This is a genomic window from Enterococcus sp. AZ040, from assembly GCF_050499185.1.
Taxonomy (GTDB): domain Bacteria; phylum Bacillota; class Bacilli; order Lactobacillales; family Enterococcaceae; genus Enterococcus_D; species Enterococcus_D entomosocium.
Genome location: NZ_JBMHEW010000001.1, coordinates 3,248,647 through 3,270,431 on the forward strand (window position 1 = coordinate 3,248,647; position 21,785 = coordinate 3,270,431).

The 21,785-nt window shown below is 37.1% G+C and carries 15 protein-coding genes; 5 read left to right on the forward strand and 10 right to left on the reverse strand.

Annotated features, from left to right (window positions below):
- Positions 1-23 precede the first annotated feature (23 nt).
- Both IGK63_RS15010 and IGK63_RS15015 read right to left on the reverse strand, forming a co-directional pair.
- Positions 24-671, reverse strand: a complete 648-nt coding sequence (locus IGK63_RS15010; RefSeq protein ID WP_016612533.1) for a hypothetical protein — start codon at positions 669-671, stop codon at positions 24-26.
- Positions 672-1,896: 1,225 nt separating this feature from the next.
- The gene (locus IGK63_RS15015) at positions 1,897-2,349 is read right to left on the reverse strand and encodes a GNAT family N-acetyltransferase (protein WP_034871927.1); all 453 of its coding nucleotides are present in this window, start codon (positions 2,347-2,349) and stop codon (positions 1,897-1,899) included.
- A gap of 390 nt (positions 2,350-2,739) precedes the next feature.
- Between IGK63_RS15015 and IGK63_RS15020 the strand changes: the two genes are divergently transcribed.
- Both IGK63_RS15020 and IGK63_RS15025 read left to right on the forward strand, forming a co-directional pair.
- Positions 2,740-3,159, forward strand: coding sequence for a MerR family transcriptional regulator (locus IGK63_RS15020; protein ID WP_005230545.1), 420 nt, complete (start codon positions 2,740-2,742; stop codon positions 3,157-3,159).
- Between the two features lie 76 nt (positions 3,160-3,235).
- Entirely contained in the window at positions 3,236-4,102 is an 867-nt protein-coding gene (locus IGK63_RS15025; RefSeq protein ID WP_016612537.1) for an aldo/keto reductase, read from the forward strand.
- Between the two features lie 771 nt (positions 4,103-4,873).
- Here IGK63_RS15025 and IGK63_RS15030 read toward each other — a convergent pair.
- The 3 genes from IGK63_RS15030 to IGK63_RS15040 form a co-directional block, all read right to left on the reverse strand.
- Positions 4,874-5,245: a hypothetical protein gene (locus IGK63_RS15030; RefSeq protein WP_016612540.1), complete on the reverse strand. Its 372-nt coding sequence runs from the start codon at positions 5,243-5,245 to the stop codon at positions 4,874-4,876.
- A 117-nt stretch (positions 5,246-5,362) separates the two neighbouring features.
- Complete coding sequence (locus tag IGK63_RS15035) at positions 5,363-5,647, reverse strand: hypothetical protein (RefSeq protein ID WP_016612541.1); 285 nt, start codon at positions 5,645-5,647, stop codon at positions 5,363-5,365.
- A gap of 134 nt (positions 5,648-5,781) precedes the next feature.
- On the reverse strand, positions 5,782-6,030 hold the full coding sequence (locus tag IGK63_RS15040; RefSeq protein WP_015510558.1) for a hypothetical protein: 249 nt from the start codon (positions 6,028-6,030) through the stop codon (positions 5,782-5,784).
- Between the two features lie 176 nt (positions 6,031-6,206).
- Here IGK63_RS15040 and IGK63_RS15045 point away from each other — a divergent pair, with 176 nt between their 5' ends.
- Both IGK63_RS15045 and IGK63_RS15050 read left to right on the forward strand, forming a co-directional pair.
- Complete coding sequence (locus tag IGK63_RS15045; protein ID WP_016612543.1) at positions 6,207-6,791, forward strand: TetR/AcrR family transcriptional regulator; 585 nt, start codon at positions 6,207-6,209, stop codon at positions 6,789-6,791.
- Between the two features lie 55 nt (positions 6,792-6,846).
- A complete protein-coding gene (locus tag IGK63_RS15050; RefSeq protein ID WP_429972530.1) occupies positions 6,847-8,661 on the forward strand; it encodes an alpha/beta fold hydrolase in 1,815 nt (604 codons plus the stop codon).
- Between the two features lie 276 nt (positions 8,662-8,937).
- Here the strand turns inward: IGK63_RS15050 and IGK63_RS15055 are convergent, their stop codons facing one another.
- Positions 8,938-11,808 (reverse strand): bacterial Ig-like domain-containing protein, encoded by a 2,871-nt coding sequence (locus IGK63_RS15055; RefSeq protein WP_429972531.1) that lies wholly within the window; start codon positions 11,806-11,808, stop codon positions 8,938-8,940.
- A 413-nt stretch (positions 11,809-12,221) separates the two neighbouring features.
- On the opposite strand from IGK63_RS15055, the gene IGK63_RS15060 reads away from it, so the two are divergent.
- Complete coding sequence (locus tag IGK63_RS15060; protein ID WP_244732626.1) at positions 12,222-13,706, forward strand: helix-turn-helix domain-containing protein; 1,485 nt, start codon at positions 12,222-12,224, stop codon at positions 13,704-13,706.
- Positions 13,707-14,055: 349 nt separating this feature from the next.
- Here the strand turns inward: IGK63_RS15060 and IGK63_RS15065 are convergent, their stop codons facing one another.
- The 4 genes from IGK63_RS15065 to IGK63_RS15080 form a co-directional block, all read right to left on the reverse strand.
- Positions 14,056-16,617: a bacterial Ig-like domain-containing protein gene (locus IGK63_RS15065; RefSeq protein WP_429972532.1), complete on the reverse strand. Its 2,562-nt coding sequence runs from the start codon at positions 16,615-16,617 to the stop codon at positions 14,056-14,058.
- Positions 16,618-18,092: 1,475 nt separating this feature from the next.
- The gene (locus IGK63_RS15070) at positions 18,093-18,299 is read right to left on the reverse strand and encodes a hypothetical protein (RefSeq protein WP_016612556.1); all 207 of its coding nucleotides are present in this window, start codon (positions 18,297-18,299) and stop codon (positions 18,093-18,095) included.
- Positions 18,300-18,442: 143 nt separating this feature from the next.
- The gene (locus IGK63_RS15075) at positions 18,443-18,904 is read right to left on the reverse strand and encodes a helix-turn-helix domain-containing protein (RefSeq protein ID WP_016612557.1); all 462 of its coding nucleotides are present in this window, start codon (positions 18,902-18,904) and stop codon (positions 18,443-18,445) included.
- A gap of 309 nt (positions 18,905-19,213) precedes the next feature.
- Positions 19,214-21,775, reverse strand: coding sequence for a cation-translocating P-type ATPase (locus IGK63_RS15080; protein ID WP_429972533.1), 2,562 nt, complete (start codon positions 21,773-21,775; stop codon positions 19,214-19,216).
- Between the last annotated feature and the right edge of the window lie 10 nt (positions 21,776-21,785).

A 21,785-nucleotide genomic window follows, 5' to 3' on the forward strand; every position in this document is an offset into this window, starting at 1 on the left:
TTTTTACCTCCTATCATTAGATACTATTTTTCAGCAGCGGAAGATAGATCAATATGGTACGTATGTGTCAAATCTCCATCTGCTTTAAATTCGATTTCGACCGCTTTGATCGCTGGCAAACTTTGTTCTTGCGCCACTTTAAAATGAATAAAGCCATCTTTATGTTTGTCATGGGTCAAAATCTCATCATCTAAGTAGTCCACAAACACTTCCGCTTCTACTTTTTTGCCATCATTCAACACCAAATAGGCTTTGTCAGGTTTGATTTTTTTGTCTTTCGAATCTTCATTAAACAATTGATATTTCAGTGAGAGCAATGTTTTGTATTCTTTGTCTTTGTCTTTGTCTTTGAATTCTTCTACATTCACGATTTTTACATGATTCACTAAAAAGCGAATGTGATCCCAACCAGCATTTTCATAATTCGTTTCATACCAAACGACGTCTTTGATTTTCGGATCGATTCCCTTAGTTACGATTTCTTCAAAATACCCGTCATCACTCAATTTTTCACTTCCCACAACTACTTCATCTGACGAATCGCTGATCAACGTTTCCGTTCCAGACCCAGAGACCACTTCCCCTGATTCTTCCACTGTTGAGCATGCACCTAGAGTAAACAAAACGCCTACACCTAAAACGAAACCTGCAACTAATGATGTTTTCTTCATTGTAAATCCTGTCCTTTCTTTTATTATTTTTATTCCATCTCAGGTATACCATTTAACCCAAAAAAGCGAATACCTAATTTTTTATTTTAAAAACAAAAAAACGCGAAAAATAATTCGCGTTTCGGTGCTATCATGAAGTGCAGATAAGAACAATGACCATTGAAAAGAAAGGACTGAGATTTTTGAGAGCGCTTGTGGTCGTCCTAACCGCCGTTTTGTTAGGTATCAGCCCTCTTTCAGCTGACTTTTATCTGGAAAGGACGGACAGACATACTTCTAACGCAACGATTTCTCGGATAGAAGTTGCCCAAAATGAGTGGGCGACTACTGGATCAAAAAGATTTGTTGGAATGCTGATGCTTCCTGATGCAAAAGGCAGCCTGTTGACAGCTGACGGGCATTTTATGAGAAGACCTTCCAAGCTTGCGACGAATAGACGCGTAGCAATAGCAGCTTGTAGGGTTCAAAAAACACCCAAAATCGCACGGGGCAGTCATCTGTCTCAGCGCTGTAGCTCTTTAGCCCCTACGACTTTGCGGTTAGAAAAAGCGTGTCAGGCACGGCAATCAAACGTCCTTAGCTCTCATCCGAGTATCTGGTGTCGTACATGACGCCTTCATCCACAGGGTTTTCGCAGTGATGGCACATAGGTAAGTTAAAAACAAATGATCCTCAAAACGTTTATCCTCGGGCGTATCCTAGACAAATCTACTTCCCCATCTTGAACAAAAAAAATAGCCACTACCTACTTTCCACTTACTTGTGCCATCCTCTGCTTGATAAAATGATCAAAATTTTTTGATTGAAAAGAAAAAATTGCCTATTCTGTTTTGATCATTTTTTAGTGATCGAGCATTGCTTAGCTAGCTAAGCCCCCCAAACCCCAAGCAGCCTCCGAAACTGTTTTTCGGGGGCTGCTTGGGGTGAGCTTTTCATTCAAATCGGAAAGGTTTTTGGAGGCATTGCAAATGAAGCTGACTTGCTTGAGTAGCAGCCTTTCACATTACCAGCATAATCTAAATGATGACGACCTATAAAATGATGAATGATAGACAGTCGTATATAACGACTGCTGAAAATAAAAAGCTTGTGACGCTTATCTTGTTTCTAAAATCGTCTTCAATCAACCTAATTTTAGAGCTTCTATGCATACAGCCAAGCAATCCTCAATTCCTTTACACTTATAGGCAGCCAACTTCCCCCAAAAAAAGAATTAAAAAAACAGCTACTTGTTATCAACTTTCTTCATATACAGAATCGGATAAGGGTTTCCTTGTTCGTCTAACTCGCTTCTTTTGTATACCTCAAATCCCATATGCTCATAAAATCCTTTCGCCTGAGGATTCTGTTCATTTACTCCCAGTTCATTTACAGCATAGTTTTCCATCCCGTATGCCAAGAGTTTTCTTCCTAGTCCCTTGCCTCTTTGTTCATTTGCTATAAAAAGCATTTCAAGATTTCGATCCGAGATCCCCATGAAGCCAGCTGGCTCTCCATTTTCACTTTCTACGATAATCAAATGTGGCACATGATGCAATGCCTCTGGAATGTATTGCTTAATGGCTTGGATTTCGGTCTCTGACAAAAAGGTGTGCGTCGCCTTAACAGAACTCTCCCAAACTTCAATTAATTGTTGCTCTAACTTTTGATTCATACTACTTACTTCTTTTATATTCAAGGATAGTCACACTCTCATCAACTTATTTTCGTTTTTCCTAACAAGAACCGATTGTTTCCTTGATCCAAGCTAAGAATTTTCATCATCATCATAACATGAGATGGATTTAATTAAAATCTATGGATAAAAAATGCCTCGCTCAAATAGATAACGAAACAATCAATTCTAAGAGAGTATGACTTGCGTAGAAACACACTAAGAAAGGAGCTTTCAATACTGATGATTTCTCAAATCATTCTGTTGAAATAAAAATGCTTGTAGCTTTTTCTTCCCGAATAGTCGCCATAACGAACAAAATATATTCTTTTAAACAAACGATTTTAAACCACTTGCCCTAGAGTCCACTTCAGGGTTTATGATTACTTATAGAAAAGATAAGGAGAACCAACGATGAATATAAAAAAAGCAGCGGAAATGTTTGATTTGAGCGTAGACACATTGCGCTATTATGAACGAGTCGGTGTGATTCCACCTGTCCAACGCAATGAGAGTGGCTATCGGGTGTACACAACAAATGATCTGAACTGGATCTATTTAGCAAAACATTTACGAAATGCAGGATTGTCCATCGAATCGCTAATTGAATTTGCTCAATTGGCACAAGTACGTGAAAGTCAAAACGTCGAAAAAGCTCAGAAACAGATTTTAGCCGATCAGCTCGAAGAATTAGAGAAAAAGTTAGCAGCAATGCAGGAAGTAAGAGACCTACTTATTTATAAGATAGAAACGTATGATGAGCATATCGCAAAATTTAAAGCAGGAAATATGACCCCTGATAAAGTGGAAAAATTATGGGAACGAAAAAAGTAACATCTTTTACTTGCTATGGACTTAACTCCAAGGTTTAGGATAGAACATGCAATGAAAATTAAGAGGAGGAAACACTATGCAAACAATCACACTCAATAATGGTGTCACCATGCCGCAACTAGGCTTTGGCGTTTATCAAATTCCTTTGGAAGAAACAGCCGAAGCTGTTTACCAAGCAATCAAAGCTGGGTATCGACTGATCGACACTGCTTCTATTTATGGAAATGAAACAGAAACAGGCGAGGGAATCAAGCGCGCCATCACTGAAGGTCTAGTCACTCGAGAAGAACTTTTTGTTACCTCTAAATTATTTATTCTCCAAGCTTCCGAAGATAAAGCGAAAGAAACGATTGAACATTCGCTTGAAACAATGGGATTAACTTATCTTGATCTCTACCTTATTCACCAACCATATGGAGATATTTATGGTGCTTGGCGCTCAATGGTTGCTGCTCAAAAAACAGGAAAATTACGTGCAATTGGCGTTTCAAATTTCAAATCAGCTAAGATGATCGAGTTTGTCGGCTTGAATGAGGTGAAACCTCAAATCAATCAAATCGAAGTGAACCCTTGGAATCAACGAGCGGAAGATCAGGAATGGCATGAAAAATATGACGTCCAAGTTGAAGCTTGGGCTCCCTTTGCAGAAGGACGCCATGACCTATTTACCAATCCGACATTAGCAGAAATTGGCAAGCAATATGGCAAAACGGTTGGTCAAGTTGTTCTTCGCTGGTTGATGCAAAGAGGGATTGTCGCTTTAGCAAAAACAGTTCGTCCAGAACGGATGGCTGAAAACATTGCTATTTTTGACTTTGAGCTTTCCCAGGAAGACATTGAAAAAATAGCCGCTTTAGATAAAAAAGAGTCCGCATTCTTTGACCACGATGCCCCCCAACAAGTGGAATGGTTTATGGAGCGGATGTTAGATACTGAAAGTTAATAGGTTTTTATTGAAGAAAACCAATACAAGTCCGCTCACATTGCAAAAGGAAGCGGACTTGTATTAGTTCTTACTGAATTGTATGTCGTCACTTTTCTTTGTCAGTATGACAATGTTCTTGGAAATAGGGCCAGTGAGTCTGCTTTGATCAAGGAATTGTTTTTCATATTAGCAATGGGCCCTAAATGATGACTTACAAAATGACGAAGGACAGACATTCGTAGATAAGAACTGTACAAAACAACATGCCTAAAACGTTTATCTGGCCTCTCAAATTAGCTTCAGCCAATCAAACTTTAGAAGTTCTACGCACATTTCTACGGTACCATAGATTTATTTTACGCTTATGGCTATCGTCAAGAAATAGTAATCTTTAAATGAACATAACAGCTTCCAACACAGCACAAGGATAGACAACATGTAATCAAGAGATTCCCCCAATTGTTCCTGCATAAAAAACCCATCCTTTCTATCTATTAACTGAAAATGATAAAAAGACCGATCAACACAATCCCAAAAGTGATACCATCTAAAACAAACCATTCTTTTTTACCATAAGACGCCTTGGTAGCAAAAAAACAACTTATTCCATAAAGAATAAATAGGATTCCTACTGTTATAGGAAACGTTAACCACTCTGTCCAGCCATTAACAAATAAAAGAAGAATCAATGGTAAAATATAAAATAATGCATACCACTTTTTTAAATAGTGCGGCAGCTTCTGGTAATTTGAATACATCTATTTATCCTCACAATTCATTTCATATTGGTCATTTATTTCTGATATGAGCAGTAAGTACTTTCGTTATAAAATGAGACAAAACAAAGCTTAGGATGATAATCCCAAAAGTAATAGCAAAAGATAAAATCGTATTCTCCAGTAAATTAGCAAATAAGGGCAGCTTAATATACAAATAACACCCAATTGCCGCAATAATACTACCTGCTAAATAGAAACAAAGCAGTTCAGTGACTGTTTTTGAAGAATGAACGTTTCGATCAACTGATGAAAAGTCGCCATTTTGAAAAGGTATTGGTGATCCTGTTTGTGAAGGATCAGATTTTGTATTCATTACGTTAAAGGAATTACTAGATAGATTGCTAATTGAATGTTGTTTTCTATTCTTTTCGTGATTGTTCATAGCTATTCAGACCTGCTTCCCTAAAAAAATTCATTATTTTCAATTCCTTCAAAATAATCTCAATACCATGATTTCATGCATTTGTGCTATTGCATCTATTCAAAAAACTCTATATTTTCAAAACCAAGTCGAATCAACAGCACGTTGTAGGATCATCGGTCCATGTTTTGCTTCATATATAAAATCTTTTGACTGTAATCCAGTACACTCCTTAAAAATTTTCTCAAACATAGAAGAATCGTTAATGGGATCGTCATTGTGTGTCAAAGTCAATATATAATGTTTCTCTTTTGGATTACTCCAGACCCCCATATTACTTAAAGAAGCTAAATCAAGCGGTGGAGTATTAGAAGATAAATTAATCGTATACTGGCGTCTATGCAAAACATCATTTATTTTCATAAAGCACTTCCTTAATTAGTTAGTATTTCCTCAAACATTACAGATCCAAACAAACAATATTTACCTTTTCATTTAAATACAAACATACATCATATTATATTGCGTTCCTCTTAAGCATTTTTTCAAGATAAGCTTCAGTTCTTCCTATCTCTAAAATAACAAAAAACCAAATAACCACTCGAGCATACTAACAAAGGAAGCCCGACATAGAGCATACCAGTTCCTAATGGATAATTAATAGCAAGATCAAGTTGGATATTCTTAAGTTCTTCTTTGCTGATTGTGTCAAAATCTTGAATAGGGATCAAAATCGTCTGTAAAAAAAGGCCAACGATCGTCATAAAAAGGCTGATCCCAAAACAGCCAATTGCAAATTTTTTCATAAGAGTCCTCTTTTCAGCATACACTTTCTTACTGTATGTTCTTATTATACATACCAATCATTAAAAAAAGAACCTTAAATTATTTTTTAACATTAATTTTACAACAATAAAAAGAAAATGAATCAATCAGTGAATAAAAAATTGACAAGACTCAATTAGTACTATATAGTTCTATTATGGAAAATTATAAACGTTCAAATAAAAACCGAGTGATCGAAACAGCCGCCAGCCTTTTTCTCAAAGTCGGCTACACGTATACCAGTATGGATGAGGTCGTGCAGCAAAGCGGTGTGTCAAAATCAAATGTCTATTACCATTTCTCAAGTAAGGAGGAATTATTACTAGCAGTGATTGATTTTTGGATCACTATATACCAAGAAAAACTAGCAGACATTTTGAAACAGACCAATCTAACTTTGGAAGAAAAAATGTTGACCTTTCTAGAAAGTTTGGCTGAAGAAATTGAAGAGCGGGACTATCAAGGCAGCTGTCCCTTTATTACTTTCATTATGCAAGCGCCGAAAAATGATCGGCAGGTCCAAGAAAAAATCAATCATTTTTTTGATTATTTAACGCGCATCTGCGAGGGATTGATTCAAGAAGGAATAAATACTAAAGCATTTCGTGAAGACATCAACGTCAAAGAAACGGCGGAGATTTTTGTGAACAACCTTGAAGGGGCACTTTTTTTAGCAGAAGTAAAAAAAGAGAGTCAGTATCTCACTACTACAGCCAAAAATTTATTTAAATTACTCGTTTAAGAGTAATTTTTTTATATAAAATTAGGACTAAATAGTTCTAAAAAAGGAGAAAATAATGAATATTTTAATTATCGGGGCAACTGGGTTTATTGGCAAAGAAATCGTCAAACAACTCGCAAGGGAAGATGTTTTCTTAACATTACTTGTCAGAAATCCAGCGAAAGCAAGACCTTTGCAAGCATTAGCCCCTGAAAAAATAGCGTTGGTAACAGGCGATTTAACAAAAGAAAACTTAGGCCTAAATGCGATCGACCACGAACGAGCAATGCACTGCAACATGATTCTTCACTGCGGCGGTCCGATGGATATCAACTTATCAGAAGCCGCCGCGAAGAACTCCATTTTAGAAGGCAGCAAAAACCTCATGACCCTTGCAACAGAAATCAACAAGAGAAACAAATTGAAAAAGATCATCCACGTAGCTGGGTACATGAGCCCATTCACGGATGATGCTTCTGTCTGGGAAACGACGGATGTGTTCAAAGAGGTGCATCCAGCGTTACTTGGAACCCCGCCCTATGAGCAGATGAAGTTTTTATCTGATATTTATATTCGACAAGAAGCGAAAAAGCACCATATTCCTTTAGCAGTAATCAATCCGCCAACCGTCATCGGTGATGAGCAAACAGGCAGCACCGAACAACTCGAAGGCTTTGGCTTATTTATAAAAATAATCCGAAGTGGAGCCTTACCTGTTATCCCCGGAGGAACCGACTATCGACTGCCGTTAATCAATAAAAATGTACTCGCTCAATTTATTGTCAAAACCATATTCAATGAGACAAAAGACGAAATGACGTATCCCCTTGTTGCCGATAAACACGTCGACAAAGAGATCGTTCAACTGATGGGGCTGATTTCTGAAAGTCTTAATCGAAACAAACCACGGCTGACTGTTCCTTTTGGTTTACTCAAGTTCGTTATGGCAGCTGGCGGAAGCAAACTAACGGGTATTCCTGAAAGCAGTTTAAACTTTTTGACCAATAGAACGTTTGACAACCGGCTGACAAAACGCGATTTTGAACCGGAACTGATAAAAAAAATAGCAGCATTAAACATCCCGCTAGCAGTAGCTGATATTGATTTTCGCTTGACCTATGGGGAAGAAAGCCTAACACCCTACACACGAATAGCTGTCAACGAAGCGACGGTCTATCAATTGGAGGGCTCTGCTACTCCTCTCGTGCTTTTGCATGGCTTATTTAGCGATGGCACCGATCTCTTTCAACTGGGACTAGCATTGAATAAACAAACAGGCAGAAAAATTATCATTGCAGACTTACCAGGATTCGGAAGATCTCCGTTTATTAAAAAGCAACAGCTGTTGACACCATATCTTGAGTTGGTACGCTCACTAAAGAATATCCTGCCTGATGGCTCTGTCTTTATCGGCCATTCTTTTGGGGCTGCCTTGTTACTAACAGCCTCTGAACAGCGCTTCTTTTCAGAGAACGACCAACTGATTCTTTTACAACCACCTGTCCACAAAATTGATTCGGTCCCTGCATCATGGCTCAGTAAACTAGCTTTAAGACATGCCTCTGAACGACAATTACTCGCCTTTTTTACAAAAAAAGGACTGCTGATAGACGAAGCAGTCTCTTCTACCGAGTACTTAAAAAGAGTGAAAAAGAGTGTTCGTTCTTCACGGATAGTCAATACAACACTTCAACTAAATCGGTTGATAAAAGAAATGACCCTTCACCAAAGAATAGATCCTTCAATTCCGATCATATGGGGAACCGAGGATAAAAGCTATTTACCGCCAAGAGAAACGAATAAAATAGTCGATCTGCCATTGGGTCATCATTTTCCAATCAGCCACCCACAGGAAACAGCTGATGTGCTGGTAGAGTTGATCAAAGGTTGATTTTAGGGAGATATAATTTTCTCAAGAACGCTAATCTACTTACGAAAATTCCTACTTAATATAATTAGTAATTGAAAGGTGACCCTCTCTTTGATGAGAATAGTGTCAGTACCTTCCTAACATCCTCCATATAAGAAGATATGTTCCTCTATGAAATAAATTTACATGGCCTCTGTGAAGGTTTCTATCTCTCAACTATCAAGAAAGAGAAGCTTGGCTGAAATCTTTTTCAAATAAAATAAAGTACCCGGAAATAATTTCCGAATACTTTATTTTTTAGCCATTACGCTTTATTCGCTTTTCTTTTTTCCAAAAGAAAATTACACCTGTTAGAAGCACAATTATGACACCTGCTACTAATTCAACTACTGATTTGTTTTCATTTGTTTTAGGAAGTGTTACCTGTTTCTTACTATCAGAAGTTGTTTTTTTCCGATTCTCTTTCTTTTGTTCTGGTGTCGTATGCGTTGAATCATCTTCAGGTTTTTCTTGGCTAGGTTTTTCTTTTACTGTGACTGTAGCCGTTACCGTAATTCCATCATAACTATACGATACTTCATAGCTACCGGCTTTGCTCGGATCAACTTGACTGGCGTCTACTGTCAAGTCTTCGTACACGACTTTCTTTCCTGCTTTGTCTAATGCATTGTCAAAATTTTCTTTTGCCGTCCATTTATCTCCCACATAAATCGTAGAGTCATGGACATTGATGGCTGTCATTTTCTCTTTAACCGTAATGATCGCTGTACTCGTTACACCATCATACGTATAGGTAACTTCGAAGGTTCCTTCTTTACCCATATCTGCTTTACTAGCATCGACCGTTAGAGCTGAAAAATCAACATTGTTGCCATCTTTGTCTAACGCACTATCGAAATTATCTTCTGCTTGCCATGAATCACCCACGTAGATCGTTGAATCATGGACGTTCACCGAGGTATGTTTTTCTTTGACTGTAACAATCGCTTTACTGGTTACACCATCATACGTGTAGGTAACTTCAAAGATGCCTGCTTTACTCGTATCAGCTTTACTCGTATCCACCGTTAGATCTTGGAAATCTACTGAATTACCATCTTTATCTAATGCACTATCGAAATTATCTTCTGCTTGCCATGAATCACCCACATAAATCGTGGAATCATGGACGTTGACGGCTGTCATTTTTTCTTTGACCGTAATGATCGCTTTACTGGTTATACCATCGTACGTATAGGTAACTTCAAAGCTTCCTGCCTTACTCGTGTCGGCTTTACTAGCATCGACAGTTAAAGCTGAAAAATCAACATCGTTACCATCTTTGTCTAACGCACTATCGAAATTATCTTCTGCTTCCCAGTTATCTCCCACATAAATCGTAGAATCATGGACATTGACGGCTGTCATTTTTTCTTTGACCGTAATAATCGCTGTACTGGTTATACCATCATACGTGTAGGTAACTTCGAAAGTTCCTGCTTTACTTGTATCGGCTTTACTAGCATCGACCGTCAGTTCTTGGAAATCTATCGGATTACCATCTTTATCCAACGCACTATCGAAGTTATCCTCTGCTTGCCAGTTATCCCCTACGTAGATTGTTGAGTCATGGACATTGACGGCTGTCATTTTTTCTTTGACCGTAATAACCGCTGTACTGGTTATACCGTCGTACGTATAGGCAACTTCGAAGCTACCTGCCTTACTCGTGTCGGCTTTACTAGCATCGACAGTTAAAGCTGAAAAATCAACATCGTTGCCATCTTTATCCAACGCACTATCGAAATTATCTTCTGCTTGCCAGTTATCCCCCACATAAATCGTGGAATCATGAACATTGACTGTCGTTTGTTTTTCTTTGACTGTCACGGTTGCTATACTGGTTACACCATCATACGTGTACTTGACTTCAAAGGTTCCTGCTTTACTCGTATCGGCGTTACTCTCATCAACCACAAGGTCTTGGAAATATATCGGATTGCCCTCTTTGTCTAATGCACTATCAAAGTTGTCCTCAGCTTGCCAGCTATCTCCTGCATAGATCGTGGAATCATGAACATTGACTGTCGTTTTATTATCTTTTACTGTCACTTTAGAGATACCGCTGACAGAATTAGTAGTATTGGCACTATTATAATAGTACCGATATTCTACTTCATAAACGCCTGGGTAACTTAAGTCTACTTGATCACCAAGGATCTTAATATCATTAGTCAGAGAATATAGTTCATCTCCCAAATCGTCTGAGGCAGAAATAAAACCATCTTGTGGGTTCCAGCTTTCCCCTGTATATAAGGTAATGTTCCTTACATTTAATTTAGGAACTTTCGCCCACATATAGTCGCCAGCCATCGTATCACCATCATAGGTTTTAGTTAGTTTTTCTCTATCATACCTAGCTTTAGTTTCAACATTTATCCAAACACCACCGTAAACTCCGTCATTCGGTGGCGCATTTAAATAATAGCCGCCAAGTACTGTTTTTTTACCTAAAGTTATATAATTCAAGTTAGGAGGAAATGCGCTAGTGTCATACTTCCACGTATCAATATTAGACATATCCCAACTTGAAATATCTAAAGTCGTAAGTGCACTTGAACCAAAAAACATAGAATCCATTGAAACTAAACTAGCCGTATTAAGACCGGATACGTCTATTTGTTTAAGTGCAGGCAGATGTTGAAAAGTACCTATCATAGTTGTTGTGGCATTCGTATTCAAGAAATTTAAATTATCAATTTGAGTTACATTTGTAAGGTACGCAAAAAAATAGTCAAGGTGAGTGCCTGCAATCACCTCTCCCTCCAACACAACTTTTTTAATTGACTGTCCGTAATCAAACCACGATGGCTTATCACCTCCCGCTGGAAATTCAGGAAGCTTCCCTGAGTAAATATGTAAAATCCCATTTTCATCAATTACCCAAGCACTCGTTCCATTTGTTCCCGTAGCTATGTCGCCAACAGCGGAACTATTTGCTTGCTTCTCCTTGTCATTGCCCCCCTCCTTACTACTTAATTTTTGGTCACTCGAAACTGTCTTACTTTCCGTTGGTTCAGTGTGTTCAACGCTCTCCTTAGTTGCAACGGTTTCACTGACAAAATCAGCCCCATCGGTCTGCGATCCACTTTTTAAAGTATTAGTGTTAACAACGGTCTCTTTACTCATTGTATTGCTTTCACAAGTTTTTTCTCCACTATCATCAATGCTTGTTTCATTTGGAGTAAGATTTTCTTCATTTTGTGTTAGCCGATTTTCAATAACATCAGCTACGACTTGGCTGGAATTTATCACAGAAGGGATTGTTAATATAAACATACTAAAAAGTATTACTAATCTTTTTTTCATTTTTAGCGCTGCCTTTCTTTCTTACATTTATCACATATTCAATTTATTAATGAAAATTATTTTCGCACAGCATTTATTTGTAATTAATAAATTTATTAGCAATAAAAAAACGTTAGATTATTTTGCGTTTTTTAAATCATGGTGGTATGATAGCACACAGAAAAAGCGCTCGCTATCTACAATTCTGGTATACCAATGTACGGAAATTGTGTTGGAGAAAAGGGGAGGATTATGTGATACCTGATTACTTAAGAAGGGAAATATCTGTTTTATTTTTTATCATAAACAAAGAACAAACAACCACAAAAGAAATTGCCGAAAGCCTGCAGCTCACTCCTCGAAAAGTACGTGATACCTTAACCATCATCAACAAGCATTTTGAGGAATTTCATAGCATCAGCAGTTTTATTCTCATAAAAAACTCTGGTGTGGTGCAAATCAACTCTGAATTCAAAGAACATTCAGTCTCTTCCGCCTACTCTCTGAAATTGCACCTATTAAAAAACAATGCAGCTTTTAATTATACCGTTTTGTTGCTTACTCGAAGCGCACTGAATAAAGATCATATATTAAATGAACTCTTTATTTCCCCCAGCTATCTGAACATACTAACCCAAAAATTAAATGAGTTTTTCTCAGGTTTTGATTTCCGCATTACAGTTAGGGAGGGCTACTATACTTTAGTTGGAGATGAAATGAATATTCGCTTGTTCTCTTATCTATACTTGCAAGATTCTTTTCATGATTTAGAGTGGCCATTTCAAGATATCTCCCTTCACAGTATTCGCGCATCAGTTCCCGAAGAAATCCTGGAAGAATCTTACAAGCGTTCTTTTACAAAAAATAGATCACTTTATATTTTGTATGCTATTTTGCAAACAAGAATCCATAGTAATCATCGATTGGTTCAACCAGAATCCCTATTGACTCGAACTTTGTTTACAATTATTTTTGAAAGTTTTGATGCAGCAGTAATCTTTCAAAAAAACAGCTTCGGATCCCTTGGTGATAGTACGAAAAATAACGAGATTCTCTATTTTAATTTTCTTTCCCATCTTTTCATTTCAGACATTATCCCTATAGAAGAAAAGATAAAACTAGGAAAAACTTTTTTCGAATCAGATCATTCTTATTGCACTTTCTCTCGCGACGTTTTGGCAGCTAGTTCTGTTCTAATAAACGATAAACTCTCTGATCAGAACAGGCATCTTGTTCTCTACTATTTAACCTTATTCAACGCTTTTTATTTTTTGATAGGAGATACGATTGACTGCTTCGCTCAACTATTTATTCCACCTTTATTTTTTCGATCAAATGTTCAAAATGACTATATGAATGTCATAAAAAAAACTGTTTCTATCTACACCAAAGATGAAAATCACACCAAATATTTATCAAGTCTGTTCTATACGCTCCACACCGCTAATATAAAGACAGAAGTTACAATATACTTACAACTAGTAAAAGACTATTCCGCCAGTTTTTATATTGAAAATAGTCTTATGAACTTCTTTAATAAAGAACACATCAATATTACCGATAATTACGAGATAGCCGATATTGTCGTTACTGATACATTAGTACGATCCGATCCTAAGAAAAAAGTGTTTTATTTGAACTCGATAGAAAATGACGGACGATGGGCTGAGTTACTTTTTCTGATTCAACGTGTTTATTTGGAAAAACAGCACATCCAAAAGGAAAAATTCAGTTTGTAAAGGTTATAGATGTGCATTTTTCTCGGGTACAAATACTCAACATACGATCTATTCATTCATTGTTAGGAAGAAATTCCTTTTTCAAGAAAGCATATGAATTATCTATTGAAGTGATACATCTATAATAGAACGGCTTAGTTCATGCTCATACACTGCTCGTTTTCTTGGTACGATTTTTTAAATACTCTCTTTAAAAATTGATACTAAATTCTGAGAGTCTTGTGCCAATCATTTTTGACAAATAATAACTTGCGACTATCAGGCTTCATTTATACCTTTGGTTCTGATAAAAATTTATCATACACAAATAAAGTACTTGGGAATGAATCCCAAGTACTTTATTTAATCATTACGATTTATTCGCTTTTCTTTTTTTCCAAAAGAAAATTCCACCTACCAATAACACAATTATGAACCCTGCTGCTAATTCAACCACTGATTTGCTTTCGTTTGTTTTCGGAAGTGCTTCATGTTTCTTGCTACCAGAGTTTATCTTTTTCTGATTCTCTTTCTCTTGTTCTTGTGATGTATGCTCTGAATCATCTGCAGGTTCTTCTTGGCTAGGTTTCTCTTTTACTGTGATGGTGGCCGTTACTGTAATTCCATCATAACTATACGTTACTTTGTAACTACCTGCTTTGCTCGGATCAACTTGACTAGTATCTACTGTCAGGGCTGAAAATGCGACATCGTTACCTTCTTTATCTAACGCACTATCAAAATTATTTTCTGCTTGCCAGTTATCTCCTACATAAATCGTGGAATCATGGACATTGACGGCTGTCATTTTTTCTTTGACCGTAATGATCGCTGTACTGGTTATACCGTCGTACGTATACGTGACTTTAAAGCTGCCTGCTTTACTCGTATCTGCTTGACTAGCATCAACCGCAAGATCTTGGAAATCTACTGAATTACCATCTTTGTCTAACGCACTGTCAAAGTTATCTTCTGCTTGCCATGAATCTCCCACATAAATCGTAGAATCGTGGACATTCACCGCAGTTTGTTTTTCTTTGACTGTAACAACCGCTGTATTCGTCACACCGTCATACGTATAAGTGACTTTAAAGCTACCTGCTTTACTTGTATCTGCTTGACTAGCATCGACAATCAGATTTTGGAAATCTACTGAATTACCATCTTTGTCTAACGCACTATCAAAATTATCTTTCGCTTCCCAATTATCCCCCACATAAATCGTGGAATCATGGACATTGACGGCTGTCATTTTTTCTTTGACCGTAATGATCGCTGTACTCGTTACACCATCATACGTATAGGTAACTTCAAAGCTGCCTGCTTTACTTGTATCTGCTTTACTCGCATCAACTGCAAGATCCTGGAAATCTACTGAATTACCATCTTTGTCTAACGCACTATCGAAGTTATCTTCTGCTTCCCAGCTATCCCCAACATAAATCGTAGAATCATGGACATTAACGGCTGTCATTTTTTCTTTAACTGTGACAATCGCTGTACTCGTTACACCATCATACGTATAGGTAACTGCAAAGGTTCCTGCTTTACTCGTATCTGCTTTACTAGCATCGACCGTTAGGGCTGAAAAATCAACATCGTGGCCATCTTTGTCTAATGCACTATCGAAATTATCTTCTGCTTGCCATGGATCACCCACATAGATTATTGAATCAGAGACATTTATAGCGGTCAGCCGAGGCTTGACAACTATTGTTGCATCCTTGGTTAGATTATTGAGAGTATAACTAACCGTATAAGTACCCGCTGTCTGTGTGTCTACTGTACCAGAAACAATCCCGCCATTTGCCAAAAATTCCTCATAGGTTAGCTGTTTTCCTTCTTTTGATGAAGCTTCGATAAAGTTATCAACTGGTGACCATGTGTCCTGTGTATAAATAGTACTATCTTTAATCAAAATATCGGTATAATCAATTTGCGCCTTCTGATAAACATAGGTAACGGTAAACTCACCACGTTTAAATTTTCCAATAGCATCGACAGGTAACTTACTTGTATCTAGCTCATATCCAGGAATTTCTGGAATATAGTCACTAGTTGAAACGTCATAGGGCTGATTTGTACTATCATCAATTCGACGTGAAGGGTAGATTTCATTACCTGATTCATCTACATACTTAATGGTTAAGTGACTGTTTGTAAAACGGATATTGTACGTACCTGTAAATAGGTCATTCCCGTTAGCATCCTTATAAGGAATAACTACAGTAAAACCGAGAAAGTTAAAACCCTCAAGCCCCCATCCCTGGAGGAAACTATCCCATGATATATGCAATGGATTTACACCTATTACTGGATTATTATGTGATGATCCTAGGACAAGAAATTTTTCATTTGATTTATACTCGTAAAAATTACCATAATCGCCACCCAATGTAAGACGAAAATATAGCTCATCCTGCTTATACTCTTCAGGGATTGGTAAATCTACATCCAATGAAATATATTTTAAAGGATCATATTCGACTGTTAAATCATAAGTGAACGTCTCTGAAGCTTCCGTTGGAGTCATAAGCATCTTCGAGTCTTTTTTATGTATTTGATTCTGATCAGCATTATCTGTCATACTTTCGCTCGTATCGGATTCAGATGACTGGCTATCGGATAGTTCTTTACTATTATCCGCTTGCTCCTCATTACTAGCAGCATCATCTTCTTGACTGCTTGACGTTTCATTCTCCAAAAGGTTTTCCTTTGCTTCACTTTCAGAAAATACATCTTTGTTATCAGGCGACGGTTCCTGATTTTCACTTTTTTCAAAGCTGTTCAAAGATTCCGATAAAAGATTGCCAGCTTCTTGTTCTTGAGCGGGTGCTATTCCAAGCGTATCTGTCAATGCTTGTACTGGATTCATTACAATTGACCCAAACAATAATCCAACTAAAAAAAGGTGCATATGTTTATTTTTCATTTTTTTCTCCTCGTTTCGATTTAACAAACGGCATCTTGGCATTAAATTACGCATTTTAATTTATTAAAAAAACCACCTAACTAAAGTTATTACATAAAATTATTTGCTAAATGCTATGGTTTATAATGTGTATCTTAAAAGTGCGTAACCTAAAATTCAAAGGTCCTTACTATCGATTATTTCTTCATCTTAAACCTCTCATCCATATAATTATTTAATCAAAAACAATAATCGTACTTTTTCTATTATCCTTTTTTTGTGTGTATAGGAATTTCTATTTTTTTCATGGAATTAAAATATTAGAACGGCAGACTTTGGATGCTTCTCACTAGAGAACTGACATTTTGGTATAACAGTATACGAGAATGGTGTTTTAGAACCAGGTATATTATCTACTTTTTTCATAGGTTCTTGACTGTGTGGTTATCCGACACTATATTGATATCGATTTACTCACACCTAAGGGACGGAGTCAAACCTGGTATATTTTTTTTGATAAAGAAAATATCTATAAACTCCATCAAATTCTCGTTTTTAAAAATAACGGATACAATCAATTTATAACTTCCGATATTATCTTAATTGTGGTGACAGCTCGGAGAACAGCGGTTGTTGTTAAAGAATAGAGAATGTTGTACATTTCTATAAAAAGCGTTTCAAAATAAAAAAAGCACGGTGCGGATTGCCGTGATCTAATTTATTTCTTTACGCTAAAGGAAGATACGTAAATGGGTTGTTACAACATTCGTAAGAATACGCAACGTGAACAACCGCTGTTCAGTTTCTGATCGGTGATTGTTTTTTTGTCTCGCTAAAAAAACCTCTCAAATGGATGAGAGGTTTTCGATCTATTGAAAACAAATCAATTTACCGATATATAAATGGCACTTCGTAACGAATACATAATGCTCTATTCAACTTTTTTCTACATCAACTAAAAGTAAATAAAGATCTACAAACACTAACAGTTACTTCTTTTTCATATTCTCTATAGTCACACCCCCTCTAGACAATATTTAAATAAATAACTAGAAAAATTACGAAACAAGTGACGGTCAGTTCGATTATATTTTCTGTACGTCGCGTACGGTTCTTAAAAAAAATTCCTGGAGCAGTCGAAGAAAATTGGGAGCGCTATTTTTGGGGGATAAAAAATCCTACTAATATTCCTACTAGGACCAAGTAGAAGGGCCAGTTCGGTGAGATCCCGCGATTAAGAAAAGCCATGGCGAATGCAATCACGTAAATCACTACCTGAATAACCGTAATACTGTAAACCTTTTTTAAATCTTTCGACATCGTTGTGCCCTCCAGTAGAAGAAAAAAATCTTGATTGTAATAGAAGTGCTACGGCGTAACCGAGTTTTATAAAACTAACTGACCAGATTACAACATCCTTTTCAACCGCATAAGCTGTCAATGAAGCGAATCTGCCTCGCATTTGAAAGGCTGTTGTTGGCTGATTCCCTATCCGCTTATTTCTCGGTTAACTCATCCCTGAATTTCAGGAATAGCTCTTTCGCTTGTCCTGTATTCATATTTGTCAGGTCTTTGATTTTCTTGACCATGCCAATATCATTTTCGTTTTTTGAAAGCATTTGTCGTACCATTTCTTCTTTGATGTCTGCTTCTTCTTCCTTCGTTAAATTTCTGACTTCTTTCTTTTTACCAAATAATCCCATCCTGCTCTCTCCTTCTTGTAAAACTTACGCGCTTTTCACACTAGCCAGACTGCGCACTCTTTTTTACCTAAAATGCCGTTTTTCTGTCCATGACTTGATTCCTATACCCTAATCTACCATTTCCGTCGAAATCGAGGAGATGGTTAGTTCTCCTTTTTATTTTTTGGGAAGATATAAAAATAAAACACGGAGCCAATGATGATCGCTGGCGGCACCGAGATGCTCAATAATTTTAAAGCAGTGTTTAAAAGCACACCAAATTTTTCTTGAATAGAAAGATTCATAATCCTGCTGAAGTCTTGATTGAACGAAGTAACGATCATCGTGACAAAAAAGAGCAAGCAAAAACTAATCACCCCATACTTGATACTTACTTTTAAATTCTCATTGTCTTTCTTAGTTTCTTCCAAAAGTAATGTTTCTAATGAGATATCCAATTCTTCGGCTATTTTGATCATATTTTTTTTGCTAGGGTAGGTAGCACCTAACTCCCATTTTGAGATTGTCTTGTCACTTACTTCTAATAATTCTGCTAGCATACTTTGCGTTAGCTTGTTTTTTTCTCTATATTCTTTCAGCTTCATTGCTAATATCGTTTCTTTCATATTGACCACTCCTCATCGATTTCTACCTTTCATTTTGACATAAAACCTACCATTTAACAGGAATTCTTGAAAAAGAGAGTAGAATAGAGGGGATTTTTAGCTACTTCTGGTGATTTACCTGAAATATACTACCGAATCCTTCCTTACAACAATAGTTGTTGTGCATTCTGATATCTTCTAAATAATATCAAACCAGAAATCATAAGCATCTGTAAATAATTAAAGGAGACGCAAAAACTTCCCAGTTTTTGCCCTCCCTCATTTCTCAAGAAAATATGTTAATAGAAGATTCTCTTCCTATCATTCACATTAAAACAAGCCAAAGTATTTTTTCACTTCAATATACACTAAAGGAAAAATGGATAAGCCGATTACCCATAGCCAGTCAACTGCACGAAGAGAGACAAAGCCAAAAATGGTTTGCGTGAATGGAATCGTTACTAACAAGATAATGATCAATGCACCTATGAAGGTTGTCATTACTAACAACGGATTGCTCAAAAAACGCAGCTTCAGGATAGATTCTTTACTTCTACAATTAAACATATGCACAATAGTTGATAACCCCAATACAATAAATGTCATTGTCTGAGAAACCTCTATCGATTCTAGACGTCCAATTAGAATCGCGCCTAATGTGACGCCTGTAAAAACAATTGAAATTTCTACAATTTTTACCAATAATCCTTGCGCAAAAATGCTCGTGTATTTAGTGATAGGGGCTTCCTCCATTGCTTTTTTATCGACTGGTTCAATACTTAGACTCATTCCTGGGATTCCATCTGCAACTACTTTTATGATTAACAATTGAACCGCTGTAACAGGTGCTCCCCACCCAACGAGCAAGGAAATTAAAACGATCGTCAGTGCAGAAATGTTGCAACCTAGCATCGCATATAATGATTTTCTGATATTGCTGTATACCCGTCGTCCTTCTTCAACCGCCTGAACAATCGTCGCAAAATTATCGTCTACTAAAACCATATCAGAAGCTTCCTTTGCTACTTCTGTGCCACCTCCCATTGCGATCCCTACATCAGCTGCTTTTAATGCAGGTGCATCATTGACACCATCGCCAGTCATAGCGACAATCTCATCATTTTTTTGAAATGCTTTTACGATTCGAATTTTATCTTCTGGGGAAGTACGGGCAAAGACTCGATAGTCATCAATCACATGGGCTAATTTTTCATCGCTCATTTCATGTAAATCCGCTCCGGTCATTGCTTTTTTCCCATCGGTGAGAATTCCTACATCCTCTGCGATTTTCTTTGCTGTCAGTAAGTGATCACCTGTGATCATTACGGTTTGAATCCCTGCTTGTTTTGCAATAGAAACAGACGTATAGCTTTCGGGTCGAGCCGGGTCGATAATCCCGACAAATCCTGCAAACTCTAGCTGACTTTCAAGAATTTCTTCAGTAAGACGTGTAGGTTTTTCATCGTATCTTTTATAAGCAACACCCAAAACACGGTATGCTTGATTGGCCAACTCATCATGCTTGTTCACGTAGGTGGGGTTGTTCGCATCAATGAGATCCAAGCGATCAAAAGCCCCTTTTGTGACAGAAACATACTGGTTGTTTACTTTATATAAAACAGTCATTCTTTTTCGTTTTGAATCAAAGGGAACTTCATGAATCTGTTCAAAGGTTGAAGCGACTTTACCTAGTTCCTCTTTAGTGAAGAGCGATGCCAGTTTTTTTCTGATCGCCAACTCTGTTGGATTACTGGTTACTGTTGCATTTTCTTCCATCGAACTAGCAAGATAGAAGAGAAATAAGAGATTTTTTTCCTTCTCTTCTGTTATTTCTAAGCAGGAAGTCAGTCTATCCTTCATCATAATAACTTCTTTCACGATCATCTTATTTTCGGTAATTGTTCCAGTTTTATCTGAGCAGATAATCGAAACACCTCCAACGGTTTCTACTGTTGAAGGAGTCCTAACGATGGTTTTCTTCAGTGCCATATTCCTCATCCCAACAGCTAGAGAGATTGTTACTACGACTGGCAAAACCTCTGGAATAGCAGCAACAGCCATTGATATTGCGGTCATGATACTGGTCTCTAAAGACAATCCTTTGCTGATTCCTATAGCAATCGCTAGAAAGCCAGAGAGAATAGCGATTAGTCCTAGAACTTTCCCAAGTTTTTGCATTTTTATTTGTAGAGGTGCTATGGTTGTTTCTTCCTTGCTTAATAAGCTCGATATTTTACCAATTTCCGTATTCATTCCTGTCTTTTCAACTCGAACGTTTGCTTTTCCTGTGACTACTAATGAGCCAGAAAAAACCAAGTCTTTTCTGTCCCCTAAAGAATCTTCTTTAGAAGAAATATAGGTGGGGTCTTTTTCACTTGGTTCACTTTCACCAGTTAGAAACGATTCATCAACAAAGAAATTACTACTAGTTAGAAGCTTAGCATCTGCTGGAATACGGTCCCCTAATGCCAACTGAACAATATCACCAGGAACAATGTTCAAACTTTCAATCTCTTTTAACGCCCCATCTCTGAATACTTTACTTACGGGAACACTCATCTTATTTAATTCACTCATTGATTTTTCCGCATTTTTTTGCTGTCGAATCGACAAATATAGATTAAGAATGACAATTGAAAAGATGACTATTGGTTCCGTAAAATCATCAGGGTGGTTTTGAAATGCAACGTAACTAGATAAGAGCGTTGCAACGATTAAAATCAAGATGGTAAAATCCTTCATCGACTCTTTCAAATAGTCATAAAAATGCTTCTCGTCTTTGCTTTCTATGGAATTAAACCCATATTTTTCTAGCTTCATTTCTGCTTCTTTACTGGAAAGTCCCGACTGGTTAGGGCTCTTTCCTTTTTCTTTCAATTGTTCTTTTAACATCTGCCTATAC